We start from the raw sequence: 15,269 nt of genomic DNA on the forward strand, positions 1-15,269 counted from the left end.
GTTATAATCCTTCTACTATCTATGAAAAGGAAGTACCACTATGTATCCAACAAAAACATTAAAAGAAAAAATACGCCTCTTTATGATTATACTTATACCCATTCTAATCACGCAAGTAAGTATGTATGCGATGAATTTCTTTGACACAATTATGTCAGGGAAAGCAGGTGCAGCTGACCTTGCCGGTGTTGCCATCGGTTCCAGCTTATGGGTACCTGTTCAAATGGGAGTTGTTGGCATATTGATGGCGATGTCTCCTATTGTAGCACAACTGACAGGTGCTAATGCACATGAAAAAATTCCGTTTACCGTTCAACAAGGTATGTACTTATCGATAGCACTCGGTATAATCGTCACGATCATTGGTGCATTTCTTATTGATCCGATTCTTTCAATGATGGAACTTGAGGAACGCGTTCGTCATGTAGCTAAATATTATATTATTACGATTGGATTAGGAATGATTCCTTTCTTTGTTTATAACTTATTGCGTTCATATATTGATGGTCTTGGTCATACACGAACATCGATGGTTATTATCCTTATCTCGTTACCATTAAATATTCTATTTAATTATATATTTATATTTGGGAAACTAGGCTTACCAGCTTTCGGTGGAATTGGCGCAGGGATTGCCTCTGCCTTAACGTTTATTATTAATCTGATATTATCAATTTTAATTGTTCATCACATCCGTCCATTTCGCGAGCATCGTATATTTAAAACATTTTTAAAACCTTCCTTAAAGGAATGGTTTGATCAGTTAAGAATTGGTATACCAATCGGCTTTTCCATCTTTTTTGAAGTAAGTATTTTTGCTGCTGTCACTTTGATGTTAAGTGTTTATAACACCAACACCATTGCTGCCCATCAAGCTGCCATAAACTTCGCATCTTTTTTGTATATGATACCACTAAGCATCGCTATGGCTCTGACTATCGCCGTTGGATTTGAAGTTGGGGGGGCCAAACGAATACATGATGCAAAAGTGTATTCTTACTTAGGTATTACTTCTGGAATAATTATTGCGTTTATTGCAGGTTCAATTCTATATCTATTCGATGATCAGGTAGCACGGTTATACAGTGAAAATCCCGAGGTAATCGCGCTAACGAAACAGTTTTTATTCTATGCAATCTTCTTCCAATTCGCTGATGCCTTTGGTGCCCCGATTCAAGGAACATTGCGCGGTTATAAAGATGTTAATATTACGTTCTGGATGTCGCTTGTTTCTTATTGGTTAATTGGGCTGCCAAGCGGTTGGCTGCTTGCTAATTACACTAATTTGGATGCGTTCGGCTATTGGTTAGGATTAATCATCGGTTTGTCTGCTGGAGCAATTACCTTATTTGGCAGGATGCAGTATTTACAAAGAAAATTGATTCGTAAATATTCATAATATATTTCTAAATTTAAAGGAGTAGCGTCAGCCGCTACTCCTTTAAATTCATTACTATTAAGCGTTCTTCTGTCATTTCTTCAATCGAGTATTTTGGTCCTTCTTTACCATTTCCGCTGTCTTTCACTCCACCGTATGGCATTAAGTCTACACGATATTGGGACCCATCATTGATCATAAAACCGCCAACTTCAACACGTTTTGCTGCATAAAAGGCTGTATCAATATTTTGTGTAAAAATACCACCTTGCAATCCATAATCAGACTGATTAACTTCTTTAATACATGATTCTAAATCATTGTATGTGATAACACTTGCTATTGGCGCAAATACTTCTTCACAAACAACGCGCATATCTTTGGTTACATCAGTTATAACAGTTGGCTCTAATAATGCTCCGTTTCGTTTACCGCCGTGTGCAATGGTCGCACCATTATCCACAGCTTCCTGAATCCATTCCTCAGCACGTTTTGCTTCATCCTCAGAAATCATTGGTCCTACATCTGTCTCAGCATCTGTTGGATCGCCAATTTTTAAAGCCGAAATTTGTTCCTTTAATTTTTCCATGAACAAGTCTTTTATCGAATCATGAACGTAAATTCTTTGTACCGAAATACAAACTTGACCAGCAAAAGCAAAGGAATGTGCAGCTAATGTTTTGGCTGCTAAATCTATATCTGCTTCTTTATCTACAATTACTGGGGGGGAATTATTGCCTAATTCCAGAATTAACCGGTTAAGACCTGTATCTTGTTTTAACTTCAATCCGATTTCAGCACTTCCAGTAAATGTGTATAAAGCAATCCGTTCATCTTTCATCATTTGATTTCCTACGGTTGAACCAGATCCTACTACAACCTGCAGTAATCCTTTAGGTAAGCCAGCCTCGTCTAAAATCTGAGCTAACCTTAAAGAGGATAACGGCGTCTTACTTGCCGGCTTTAACACGACTGCATTTCCCGCTGCAAGCGCTGGTGCTACTTTATGTGCTACTAAATTAAGCGGAAAGTTAAATGGACTGATTGCTCCAACTACACCTACCGGAACCTTTATTGTAAAAGCCAATCGATTCTCTGAACCTGATGCAGCTTCAACTGGCACTCCTTCACCATGAATCCGTTTCGCCTCTTCTGCTGCTACTAAAAACGTCTCAGCTGAACGATCAATTTCTGAACGTGCTTGTTTTAATGGTTTACCAGCTTCTTTAGTGATCAGCATCGCTAGTTCATCTTTTCGTTCGGCGATTAACTGAGATGCTTTGTGTAAAATTTGATAACGTTTCGCTGGAGAAAGCTTTTCACGTTCAAATGCACTTGAGGCACTTGAAATTGCCTTATCAACTGTTTGTTCATCCGCTTTAGCTACTTCAGCATAAACTTCCTGTGAGTATTTATCTAACACTTCTAATTTGTCTTCTGTATCGATCCAATTGCCGTCTACAAAGATTTTAAATTGCTTCATTATTAAACACCTCTATTTTCGAATTTAGCATTTATTTAAGGATAAATAAAATCTAATATTTATACATTCTTTCTCCTTAATGTTATTCCACTTTCCATAGATTTTAAACGTTCAATGAAAGATGCCAGAATATCAAACTAAACAGCTACTTTGCAGTTTAATTATTTTACCCAACATTTTAGTTTGTAATAAATTGTTGTGCTGCTTAAATCTCGATCTATATAAAAAGGCCAGATATCATAATACCTGACTTTTCTGTGTATTTATAAGAATAACCCTGCTATTGTTGCGGAAAGAATCGATCCTAAGGTGGCACCTATTAACAATTTCAGACCGAATTTGGAAACAGCAGCACCTTTTTCGCTATCAATACCTTGCACGGTTCCTGCGATAATACCAATCGAAGCGAAGTTAGCAAAACTCGTGAGAAAAACGGATACTATCCCTACCGTCTTTTCAGATAATTCACCAACTAATGGCTCTAATTCAAGCATTGCAACAAATTCATTCGTTATTATTTTGGTACCCATAATACCACCAGTCTGAATCAATTCGCCTGGAGCAATACCCATTAAGAAACCAATAGGTGCAAGAACATACCCTAAAATTTGTTGTAAAGTAACACCTGCGAAAATGGAGGAGATAATCCAGTTGACTAATTCCAGTGAAGCAATAAAAGCAATTAACATTGCAGCAACGATTAAAGCAATTTTACCACCATCTAATGCCCCATTCCCCATCGCTTCAAAGAAACTTTTTGCTTCTGAAACTTCTTTCACATCTACTTCATCGGCCTCATCACTTATATTAACTGGGGGGGCAATGAGTGATGCAATAATAAGGGAACTGAACATATTTAAAGGAATTGCTACTAATACATACTGAGCAGGAAGCATCTGCATATATGCTCCGATGATAGAAGCGGATACGGAACCCATAGCAGAAGCACTCACTATATATAAGCGATTGCTGTTTAAGTGGTGAAATTGTGATTTGATGGCAATAATAGCTTAAGATTGACCGAAAAACATACTATTCACCGCATTAAAAGATTCCACTTTGGGAAGACCGGTTATTTTAGAAATTCCCCCAGCCAAGATACTTAATAATAAAAGGCAATACTTTTAAATAGGTTAATACAGATAAAATGGTGGAGAAGAAAATAATGATGAGTAGCACGTTAAAAAAGAATACGGAAGCATTCTCTTCTACCGTAACACCTCCTAATACAAAATTAACACCCTCCGTACCGAACTCAATTAACTTATTGAAAATGTCTGAAATAAAATTGATTACAGCCTCACCAATAGGCGTCATAAACATAAACCATGTAGTTAATACTTGTGCTAACAGCATAACTCCAATTCCAATAAAGTTTACGTTCTTACGATCATTAGACATGGCATAGGCTATAGCAAGTACGATGATTACTGCTAGAAGTCCAAATAATATACTCAAGAAATTTCCTCCCTATAACAAGTGATATTACTTTTACCATACCCAATCATATGAAGTATTAATCAATATTCCGGTAGGATAACGATTTTTTTAAAGGAATATATTCCAATCGAAATATTAAGCAGATACAAATGATTTTGCAACTTGAACCAGTTCTTCTTTCGTTAACTTTTTTTCACTTGGACGATAAATTAATTGATAGGTTATCCCTCTCTTTTCCCATCGTAATGACTGGGAATAGAATTGATCTTGATAAGTTCCTTCTACATCCTCTGTTATATGAACTTGATTTTCACTTTCTTTCTGTTGCTTTATAACACCATTAATCAATTGAATAGTGAAAATATCATTGTCAGTTGTAAAAAAAGTAATATCAAAAGCTTCTTCACCGTATTCTTCTATATAAAATTGATCTGTAACAAGTATATCAGCAGCAACCGGAATAAACATAGGTAACTCCGGATTAAAATCCAGCATATCGATGGCATTTTCTATTCTGTTTTTATCAAAAGAATAATAGCCATCAGGTACAGAGGATTGTGTATTACAACCAACTAGTATAAACATCAATAATATCGCTGTAATGACCTGCTGATAAAAACACATACCTGTTTTCCTCCAATAATTAATTTGTATACTATTAGACGATTTATTTCTTCTTAAAGTTTCAAAAATAGCTAATAAATAATATTTTTTTCTGCGTTTATTATTATAATGCATTTTTTATAGTTCTATTGTACGCTTGAAATAATTTTTCACACAATAGAAAACGCCGACGCTATTTAGCATCGACGTTACTTTTATGAAAAAATGCTTCATGGCATAGAAAACATCTTCTTTATTTCGTAAAACGTATTGTTTAAACTTCGGATCGTCAATTTCTTTAAAGGCTTGCATGAGAGTAGAATATCGATTATATTGATTTACCTCTCCATAACAAAACATACTCGCATTTTTTAATAATTGATTTACAGCTTCAAGTGATCGTCTGTTATCAGAAGTTAAATTATCGCCATCCGAGAAATGAAATGGATAAATATTATAACGACTTACTGGATATTTCTCATTGACAAGTTCCAGAGCTTTTCGATAAGCTGATGAACATATTGTTCCACCACTCTCACCTTTTGTAAAAAAGGCTTCTTCATTCACAATTTTTGCCTCTGTATGATGAGCAATGAATTCCACATCCACCGTTTCATACTTTTGACGTAAAAAGCGAACCATCCAAAAATAAAAACTTCTAGCTACATATTTTTCAAACTGTCCCATCGAACCACTTGTATCCATCATGGCTAATACAACTGCTTTCGATTCTGGTTTTTCAATGTTCTCCCATGTTTTAAAGCGTAAATCATCAGGATAAATAGGAGAGAAAGAAGGATTTCCTTCTAATGCATTTCGTCTATAGGAAGCTAACATCGTTCTTTTTTTATCAATATTGCCTGTTAATCCTTTTTTACGTATGTCGCGAAATTCTACATCTGTTATTGTAATATTATCTTGTTCTTTCTCCATCAAATTGGGCAATTCTAATTGTGAAAAAAATGCTTCTTCCACTGTTGCAAAATCTACTTCTGCTTCATAATAGTCTACGCCTGCTTGATCGCCTGCTTTTTCACCTTGCTGGCCCTGTTTTGTCTGTTGGGGATCTTGTGCTATCACATCGCCAATTTTACTGTCTCCATCACCTTGGCCAACATGTTTGTTTTTAGATTGGCTGTAACGTATCTTATATTCATCTAAAGAACGAATTGGGATGCGAATAATTTCTTTTCCGCGAGACATTATGATATTTTCTTCGCTAACGATATCTGGTAACTTCTTTTTTAAAACTTCTTTAATTTTATCTTGATGTCGTTTTTGATCATCAAACCCTTTTCGATGGAGGGACCAATCTTCCTCTGCGATTACAAAGTTAACATCAGTCATCAAATTCCCCCCCTCCTCCGCTTGTATTATTTATTGTATGCAGTCAAGTGGATAATGATTAAGCATTTTTGACAAAAATTTATAAAGCCTGTCATTTTCAAGTAAACGGTTCTATTTCTATCCATACCAAACTAAATTCGCAGTAAACATAAACTGCGAACAAGTGAAAACTTATTATATACTTCGTTTTAAAGCATTGAGATGAGATTAGAATCAGCGCTGCGGAAAAACACTCCCTTTCCTAGGGGGGGTGCGGCTTCAGCTAACTTTGGAAAGAAGGACACTTTCCAAAGTGGATCTTCATCTAGTTTGAACAAAAAAGCACTCACCTTTTTTGAGGTGAGTGCTTGTCCTATTATCCTTCTAATAACAGGTCATATGGGTCTTCTAGTAATTGCTTGACACGTACTAAGAACTGAACTGCTTCTTTACCGTCTACGATTCGATGATCATATGATAATGCGATATACATCATTGGTCGAACTTCAATAGAATCGTCCGGCATTACCATAGCTCGTTTTTGAATTGTGTGCATCCCCAGAATACCAACTTGTGGAGAATTGATAATTGGTGTTGATAAAAGAGAGCCAAAAATTCCACCATTAGTGATGGTAAAACATCCACCCTGTAAATCACTTAATTGTAATTCTTTCTTTTTTGCTTTTGTTCCCAAATCAGCTATTCGAGATTCTATTCCTGCAAAATCTAATCGATCTGCATCACGAACAACTGGAACAACCAAACCATCATCAGTAGATACTGCGATACCAATATCATAGAATTTTTTCTTAATTATCTCTTTATCCTGAATTTCAGCATTCAAATACGGAAATTCTTTTAAAGCACTGACAACAGCTTTTGTAAAGAATGACATAAAGCCTAATTTAATGCCATGCTTCTCAATAAACTTGTCTTTACGTTCACTACGCAAATTCATAACGGCAGTCATGTCGACTTCATTAAACGTTGTAAGCATAGCTGCTGTTTGTTGAGCTTCTACCAATTTATTTGCAATCGTTTGACGGCGACGCGACATTTTTTCACGTTCTACCGGTTTATCAAACTGTTGTTTATTATCAGAAGAAAATGATTGTTTATTTGTTTTTGACTCTTGCTTTTGCTCTTTAGGTGCTTTCACTGAATCTTCTACATCCTCTGGGCGAATTCGTCCAAGTGGATCACTGGATTTGACGCTATTTAAGTCAATTCCAAGCTCGCGAGCTCTTTTTCTTGCTGCCGGAGACGCGATTACCTTTTGCTGTTCTCCAGTTTTTTTCGATTCAGTTGTTTGTTTTTTTGCTTTATCTTCATCGGGAGATTTTCTGTTAGCTTCTTTTTTAGCTTCTTTGTCTTTTGAATCTTCTTTCTTTTCCTCTTGATTATTAGATTCAGAAGCAGAATCATCACTTGCTTCGCCATTTTCATCTATTTTCGCGATGACTTCGCCCACTTCAACATCATCACCTGCATTTTTAACAAACTCTGAGATTACACCTGAGTAATCAGCATTCACTTCAACATTTACTTTATCTGTTTCTAGTTCACAGATGGGATCACCCTTCTCGATGGAATCACCCTCACTAACTAGCCACTCTGCTATCGTACCTTCCGTAATAGACTCTGCTAATTCTGGGACTTTAATTTCCTTCATTGGTATCTCCTCCTTCAGACCACTCTACCGCTCTTTTTATGATACGTCTTTGTTCTGCCTTATGAATATGCGCATCCCCTACGGATGGAGCTGAACGCTCGCAACGTCCTTCATAATGTAACTCTAAATCACTATTCTCGAGCATTTTATATAACAGTTCTTTTACAAAATTCCATGCTCCCATATTTCTAGGCTCTTCCTGAACCCAAACTACTTCTTTCAGGTTTGGACAACCATCTAATACTTCCTGGATTTGTCTCTCAGGGAATGGATACATTTGCTCTAATCTTAGTACATGTAAATTTTCATATTTTTGAGGATTCTCATCCATTTTTTCTGCAATATCTACCATGACTTTCCCTGTCCCTATTAATAATCGTTTCGCCTTTTTTGAAGTTAAATTCAATCCAGGTTGAGGCATAAGCGGCTTGAATTTTTCATTTGCAAATTCTTCGATCGCTGATACTACTCTTGGACTGCGTAATAAACTTTTAGGAGTTAAAACAATTAATGGACGAGCTGCTTCACTATTCACTAATGCTGCTTGTCGTCTGATTAAGTGAAAGAATTGAGCACTTGTTGTTACGTTCGCTACAATCCAGTTATTTTCAGCTGCCATCGTTAAGAATCGTTCGACTCTTGCACTGGAATGTTCTGGCCCTTGACCTTCATAACCATGTGGTAAGAGCATTACCATATTAGAACGTTCGTCCCATTTAGCGCGAGAAGAGGAAATAAATTGATCAAAGATAACTTGACCAGCATTAGCAAAATCTCCAAACTGTGCTTCCCAAATTACCAGTGTTTTTGGTGCTTTTACACTATAACCATATTCAAAACCTAGCACTGCTGCTTCAGATAATGGACTATTATGGATATCAAAAGTACTTTTAGCTTCATCTAATCCATGCATCGGACAATACGTTTCACTAGTTTCCACATCATGAAGCATTAAATGACGATGTGCAAAAGTTCCCCGTTCTGAATCCTGCCCAGTCATACGAATTGGAATACCATCTTGAATAATAGAGGCATATGCAAGAGCCTCACCTACAGCCCAATCTGCCTTTTCTTCTTCTGTAAATGTATTATGACGCTTAGTTAATATCTTCTCCAGCTTTTTAAAGGACTGGAATCCTTCTGGTCTTTTTAACAAACCTTTATTTAAGGAATGTAATAAATCTTTTGGTACTGCTGTTTCAATATCACTTAAGCCTTGTCGCAGTGCTTGTGGTAAAGGCATTACTTCAGGGTTTTCATTGATATTTTCTGTCATATCATCGTAAATACCTTGTAATTTATTAAAAACAGATTCTTTCATTTCTTCATGAGTGTTTTCATTCAATATTCCATCTTGTACTAGCCGTTTCGCATAAACCGTTGCGCAAGTAGGATGATTATCAATCGACTCATATAGCTTAGGCTGTGTCGCACGAGGCTCATCCATTTCGTTATGACCATAACGACGATAACCTACTAGATCAATTAAAATATCTTTTTTGAATTTTTTACGATAATCATATGCTAATATAGTTGCTGAAATACAAGCTTCAGGATCATCCGCATTGACATGAATGATTGGAACTTCAAAGCCCTTTGCCAAATCACTTGCGTATCTTGTGGAACGTCCTTGCCGTTGACCAGTGGTAAATCCAACAAGATTATTAGCAATGATGTGCAACGTTCCTCCTGTATGATATCCAGGTAATGCGCTTAGATTAAATGTTTCAGCTACAACACCTTCCCCAATAAACGCTGCATCCCCCATGAATCAAGATACTAAATGCTTTCTCAGGCTCTGTACAGGTGCTCCTTTTTGGAAACGAAAATCCTGTGCTGCTCTAGTAAAACCTTCTACCACTGGATTTACAAACTCCAAGTGCGAAGGGTTGTGTGCTAACGTGATTTTAGTTGGGGGGGAAGGTTTCTCTTCTCCAACATCTCGTTTTGCACCAAAATGGTACTTAACATCACCTGTCCAGCCATAAGTAATCGCTTTTGAACCGGGTGAAGATGGGACTAATTCCTTATCTGCTGAAGGATGAAATTCAGAAAATAATTTATCAAACGGCTTACCTAATATGTGTGTTAACACACTTAATCTTCCTCGGTGAGCCATTCCAATTAAAATTTCCTCTGTTTCATCATAAAAGGAGTTCTGAACAATTCTGTCCAAGATGGGAATGATCATTTCCAAACCTTCAATTGAAAAACGTTTCTGCGCAACAAACGTCTTTGCTAAAAAGTTTCAAAACCTTCTACGTCAACAATTTTACCTAATAATTCTTTTTTCTCATCTTCTGAGAAAGGAAAACGGTATTTACCTGACTCAATATTATCTTGAAACCATAAACGTTCATCGTCATTGTTAACATGATCATACTCAAAAGAAATGGTGCCTGCATATTGATTCATTAAATGATCGACAATTTCTTGTGCGTTACTTACACCGTTTAAAGTGCTATCCCACACCCATTCAGCCGGAATCGCTTCCAAAATTTCCCGGGATAAGCCGTAATGTGCTGGGTCTACAAGTGTTGTATCACCTGAAATTCCAGAACCTACAGGGTAGATGTCAGCTTTCAAATGCGCATAACGTCTAATAGCCTCAACAAGCTTAATTGCTGAGGTTAACTGTTTTGCGGTTATATCAGATGAAAAGCCTTTATGACTTACTACCTCTGCTTGTTGTTTCTTGCTTATTTCCTTTGGTGCTCCATACTTTTCAAACATTTCTTTTAATGATGCATCTACTGCGTTCTCATCATCCAAATAAAGCTCATACTGTTCCTGCACGTATCCCATATTAGGACCGTAAAAATTTTTCCAGAATCTCTCACTGGATTCCTCTTGTATCACGTCTTATACCCCCCCCATTAGAAGTCACTTTCTCCTACTAAACTTAACTCCCATCCAAATCTTGTAACAATAAATCATTACACTCATAAATATAACCTATTTTACCTAGGGAAACAACATATAAGTATGTTTTATTTAAATTCTTTTTTAACTGTTTAAAAATATTTGTAAGAATGACTAAATTTAAAATGATATACTGAAATAAAGTTTGAATATTCCGTAAGAAAGACTTCGAAATAAACACATTTAAATTGCGATCAAAACATGAATATGATTTACTTTTATCACACATATTTTTTAAAAAAGGAGTCAGTAAAAGTGAAGAATAAACATGCTTACCAAATAGCCAACCGTGAAGCACTGATTGGAATTGGATTAGTTATTTTCAATTTTCTTTGGTGGTTTGGATTTGCATATGGATTAGGAAAAGAAGATCCCGCAGAATATCAATTTATTTTAGGATTTCCAGCATGGTTTTTTTATAGCTGTATTGTGGGCGTATTATTGATGGCGTTCCTCGTTTTTATCATTGTAAAGCTCTTTTTTAAGGATATACCGCTTAATGAGGAGGAGGGTGATCATTGATGAATGTAACAGCAAGCTTACCTTGTTTATTTCGGTTGGTCTTATTTTTATCATTGGATTGCTAGTAAGTAAAGCTTCAGACAATAAGAGTTCATTCATTGAAGAGTATTATTTAGGTGGACGCCAATTAGGTGGTTTTGTGTTAGCGATGACGATGACCGCTACATATGGAAGTGCGAGCAGTTTTATTGGAGGACCTGGTGTTGCATATAATGAGGGATTAGGCTGGGTGTTATTATCTGTGACACAAGTTGCAACTGGTTATTTTACGCTAATGATTCTTGGTAAACGATTTGCTATTATTGCAAAAAAATACAAAGCGATAACAATGGTTGACTTTCTAAAGGAAAGATATCAATCAAAATGGGTCGTTTTTTTATCGTCTTTTAGTATCATTATCTTTCTGTTTTCTGCCATGGCCGCGCAATGGATTGGTGGTGGTCGGTTGATTGAATCGATTACAGGACTTTCCTATCATTCTGCATTATTAATTTTTGTTATAACAGTCAGTTTATATGTTACTTTTGGCGGGTTTCGGGCGGTTACTCTGACAGACTCGATCCAGGGCAGCATTATGTTAATAGGAACTATTATATTACTAGTTTCCATCATTATATCAGGTGGTGGTATTTCACCGATTATGGCTGACTTACAGAGCGAAAATCCAAATTTGATTACCCCCATATGGAGCTGAAGGAAGTCTTACACCTCAATACGTTTCTTCTTTTTGGATTTTAGTAGGGGGGGTTGGCGTAGTAGCCTTCCACAAATTGTAGTAAGGGCGATGTCCTACAAAAATACGAAAGCATTTCACCGCGCCTTAATCATTGGTACACTGGTGGTTGGTGTCATTATGCTAAACATGCATTTAATCGGTGTTTTTGCTCGTCCCATATTACCGGGAATTGAAGTGGCGGATACCGTGATTCCATTAATAACTTTAGAAGTTTTGCCTGCATGGCTTGCTGGCATCGTATTAGCAGCGCCATTAGCAGCAATTATGTCAACGGTTGATTCTTTGCTTTTATTAGTAAGCTCCACTATTGTAAAAGATATTTATATTAATTATATACAACCTGAAACTTCAAGGAAGAAAGTGCGTACGCTTAGCATGAGTGTAACTGCTATCTTAGGAGTAATTGTATATTTAATTGCAATAAATCCACCCGATCTCATTATCTGGCTTAACTTATATACGATTGGTGGTTTAGAATCAGCCTTTATTTGGCCTGTAGTCATGGGTATTTATTGGAAAAACGGTAATAAGCATGGGGCTATCGCTGCTCTTATTTTCGGATTTATTTCTTATATTCTATTACAAGCATTTTATCCAAATCCATTTGGAATGCATACCGTAGTCACATCTATTTGTATTTCACTTATCGCCTATATAGTAGCAAGTAAAGTAATTCCAGTTCAGTTATCTCCATCTTTTGAGAAGAGGGTATAATATTCTTTCACCTCTTCTCTGTTTTTATTAGTATATCTTTTTATCGATTGAGTAAACTTCCCACATATTTTAATAAGTCATTTGCGGATTGGGAATTATATCCGTATTCTTCTACTAAAGTTGCAACTACTTCATTCATTTTCTTCAATTGTTGCTCGTCAGGCGTTTTGGATGATGTCGTGATTTTTACTACGTCCTTCAGATCAGCGAATAATTTTTTCTGAATGGCTTCACGTAATCGTTCATGGGATTGGTAATCAAACTTTTTCTCTTTGCGGGCATACGCAGAGATTCGGATTAAAATTTCTTCACGAAATGCCTTTTTTGCATTCTCTGAAATACCAATTTGTTCTTCAATCGACCGCATTAACTTTTCATCCGGCTGCATCTCTTCCCCTGTCAATGGGTCTTCCAATTTCGACTTATTACAAAAAGCTTCCACGTTATCCAAATAATTATCCATCAACGTTTTAGCAGATTCTTCATAAGAGTAAACAAACGCTTTTTGTACTTCTTTTTTTGCTAATTCATCGTACTCTTTTCTTGCTAAGGAAATAAAATCTAAATAATCCTCTTTTTGTTCTTTTGAAATGGAAGGATGATCATTTAATCCATCCTTTAATGACCGTAATACATCAAGAGCATTAATTGCCTGCATCTCTTTTCTGATAATAGTTGAAGAAATTCGATTAATTACATAACGTGGATCGATTCCTCCCATGCCTTCATCAGCGTATTCTTTCTTCAATGCACTGACATCTTGTTCACTAAATCCTTCCACATCCTGATCATTGTATAAATATAATTTCTTCAAAAGACTAACATTACTTTGTTTCGATTCCTTTAATCGTGTCAAAATTGAAAACATCGCAGCAACTTTAAATGTGTGGGGAGCGATGTGCACATCTTCAATATCACTTTCTTCAATCATTTTTTTATAGATGCGTTCCTCTTGATCAAGCTTGAGATTATAAGGAATTGGCATCACGATCATTCTGGAATGCAGCGCCTCATTTTTTTATTAGAAATAAAAGAACGATATTCTGTCTCATTTGTGTGAGCTACGATTATTTCATCTGCTGAAATCAACGCAAACCGGCCTGCTTTAAAGTTACCTTCTTGTGTTAAAGAAAGCAGGTGCCATAGAAATTTCTCATCGCATTTTAACATTTCCTGAAATTCCATCAGTCCTCGGTTAGCCTTGTTCAATTCCCCCCCATCAAATCGATAAGCTCTTGGATCCGATTCAGAACCGTATTCAGCAATCGTTGAAAAGTCAATCGATCCCGTTAAATCTGCAATATCTTGTGATTTTGGATCTGATGGACTAAAAGTACCAATACCGACACGCTTATCCTCCGAAAAGAAAATTCGTTCCACTAAAACATCTTCAATTCTACCCTCATAATCCTCTTCTAAACGCAGCCGATTTAATGGTGACAGGTTTCCTTCTATTTTTATCCCATACTCCTCTTCAAAGTCCCCCCCACGTAAATGTTTCGGGATCAGATGTAAAGGATTTTCATGCATCGGACAATTTTTTATAGCAAACACTGCTCCTTTATCTGTTAACGTATACTTCTCCAATCCTCTTTTTAATAAGGTAACAAGTGTCGACTTACCACCACTAACCGGTCCCATTAGTAATAAGATTCGTTTCTTCACATCTAACCTTTTAGCAGCTGGGTGAAAGTATTCTTCCACTAATTTTTCTAATGCTTCTTCTAAACCAAATAATTGTTTATTAAAAAAAGAGTACTGTCTAACGCCATTCACTTCTTCGATTCCTTCATCTTTAATCATCTGATAAATACGAGAATGTGCTGATTGAGCAAGAAAAGGTTTTTCTTTTAATAATTCCAGATATTCCGCAAAAGTTCCTTCCCATTTCAATGCATTCTGCGTTGTTCTATATTGTTGCGCCTTTCTCAAAATATCCATATAACAACCTCCCCAAAAAGTGAGACTATCTTCACCATAAATACTTTCTTGTTATGATAGGTAAAGCAGAAGTCTTCACACAGATAGTTACCCTGTGACAATAACTATATATGTGTGTAGAATAAGATATCTGGTATTAATCTTAGCTATATATAAATGTATGTGGAAAAGTAGCAAAAAATGAATTGAATTAAATATTGTACAAGTTATAAGATATGTTAAGAGCGTAATCATTACTTTTATTTTTATCGATTCATCATATTATTTAAATTCTGTTATTCATCATTTGATTGCTTCACAAAATCGTATGCGTCCGATATAATATTTTAAGATACGTATACAATGAGGAACTTTAAGATAAAATATCATTTCATAGGGAGGAATCGCATTGGGTCTTGCATTAGTCATCGGTGTCTCTGTGACATTCATAGCTGCTATTTTTGCAGCTGGATATGAAGCAAAACAATAATTGAATAATTAGTATAACAGAAAAAACGGGCTTGCTTCTTTTTTAAAGAGCAAGCCCATTTTT

General features: G+C 36.1%; 7 protein-coding genes and 4 pseudogenes. 3 read left to right on the plus strand and 8 right to left on the minus strand.

What is annotated here, in order from left to right; translation table 11 throughout:
* Window positions 1-40: 40 nt before the first annotated feature.
* Complete coding sequence (locus tag JCM21714_RS09090) at window positions 41-1,399, plus strand: MATE family efflux transporter (RefSeq protein WP_035723626.1); 1,359 nt, start codon at window positions 41-43, stop codon at window positions 1,397-1,399.
* A gap of 34 nt (window positions 1,400-1,433) precedes the next feature.
* Here JCM21714_RS09090 and JCM21714_RS09095 read toward each other — a convergent pair whose 3' ends face one another.
* The 7 genes and pseudogenes from JCM21714_RS09095 to JCM21714_RS24715 form a co-directional block, all read right to left on the minus strand.
* Window positions 1,434-2,861, minus strand: a complete 1,428-nt coding sequence (locus tag JCM21714_RS09095) for an aldehyde dehydrogenase family protein (protein WP_035723629.1) — start codon at window positions 2,859-2,861, stop codon at window positions 1,434-1,436.
* A gap of 263 nt (window positions 2,862-3,124) precedes the next feature.
* Window positions 3,125-4,319, minus strand: a pseudogene (locus JCM21714_RS09100) (NupC/NupG family nucleoside CNT transporter).
* Window positions 4,320-4,436: 117 nt separating this feature from the next.
* Window positions 4,437-4,925 carry a hypothetical protein gene (locus JCM21714_RS09105; protein WP_035723632.1) on the minus strand — a complete coding sequence of 163 codons (489 nt, stop codon included), beginning with the start codon at window positions 4,923-4,925 and terminating at the stop codon, window positions 4,437-4,439.
* A gap of 117 nt (window positions 4,926-5,042) precedes the next feature.
* Window positions 5,043-6,251 (minus strand): sporulation protein YhbH, encoded by a 1,209-nt coding sequence (yhbH, locus tag JCM21714_RS09110; protein ID WP_052000494.1) that lies wholly within the window; start codon window positions 6,249-6,251, stop codon window positions 5,043-5,045.
* Between the two features lie 355 nt (window positions 6,252-6,606).
* Window positions 6,607-7,902 (minus strand): 2-oxoglutarate dehydrogenase complex dihydrolipoyllysine-residue succinyltransferase, encoded by a 1,296-nt coding sequence (gene odhB / locus JCM21714_RS09115; protein ID WP_035723634.1) that lies wholly within the window; start codon window positions 7,900-7,902, stop codon window positions 6,607-6,609.
* Window positions 7,889-10,093 (minus strand): annotated as a pseudogene (locus JCM21714_RS09120) (2-oxoglutarate dehydrogenase E1 component). The gene odhB and the pseudogene JCM21714_RS09120 overlap by 14 nt, the downstream one beginning before the upstream one ends.
* A 47-nt stretch (window positions 10,094-10,140) precedes the next feature.
* Window positions 10,141-10,761 (minus strand): 2-oxoglutarate dehydrogenase component E1 family protein, encoded by a 621-nt coding sequence (locus JCM21714_RS24715; RefSeq protein WP_439644451.1) that lies wholly within the window; start codon window positions 10,759-10,761, stop codon window positions 10,141-10,143.
* Window positions 10,762-11,079: 318 nt separating this feature from the next.
* Between JCM21714_RS24715 and JCM21714_RS09125 the strand changes: the two genes are divergently transcribed.
* Complete coding sequence (locus tag JCM21714_RS09125; protein WP_035723637.1) at window positions 11,080-11,346, plus strand: YhdT family protein; 267 nt, start codon at window positions 11,080-11,082, stop codon at window positions 11,344-11,346.
* A pseudogene (panF, locus tag JCM21714_RS09130) lies at window positions 11,336-12,796 on the plus strand (sodium/pantothenate symporter). The gene JCM21714_RS09125 and the pseudogene panF overlap by 11 nt, the downstream one beginning before the upstream one ends.
* Before the next feature lie 40 nt (window positions 12,797-12,836).
* On the opposite strand, the pseudogene JCM21714_RS09135 reads toward panF, so the two are convergent.
* Window positions 12,837-14,737: pseudogene (locus JCM21714_RS09135) on the minus strand (PrkA family serine protein kinase).
* Window positions 14,738-15,269 lie beyond the last annotated feature (532 nt).

The sequence above is a fragment of the Gracilibacillus boraciitolerans JCM 21714 genome, assembly GCF_000521485.1.
Taxonomy (GTDB): domain Bacteria; phylum Bacillota; class Bacilli; order Bacillales; family Amphibacillaceae; genus Gracilibacillus; species Gracilibacillus boraciitolerans.

Bases quoted from the DNA above. Each gene is read 5' to 3' on its own strand.
- JCM21714_RS09105 (WP_035723632.1), bottom strand. From the start codon at position 4,925: ATGTGTTTTTATCAGCAGGTCATTACAGCGATATTATTGATGTTTATA.
- yhbH (WP_052000494.1), bottom strand. From the start codon at position 6,251: ATGACTGATGTTAACTTTGTAATCGCAGAGGAAGATTGGTCCCTCCAT.
- odhB (WP_035723634.1), bottom strand. From the start codon at position 7,902: ATGAAGGAAATTAAAGTCCCAGAATTAGCAGAGTCTATTACGGAAGGT.
- JCM21714_RS09095 (WP_035723629.1), bottom strand. From the start codon at position 2,861: ATGAAGCAATTTAAAATCTTTGTAGACGGCAATTGGATCGATACAGAA.
- JCM21714_RS09090 (WP_035723626.1), top strand. From the start codon at position 41: ATGTATCCAACAAAAACATTAAAAGAAAAAATACGCCTCTTTATGATT.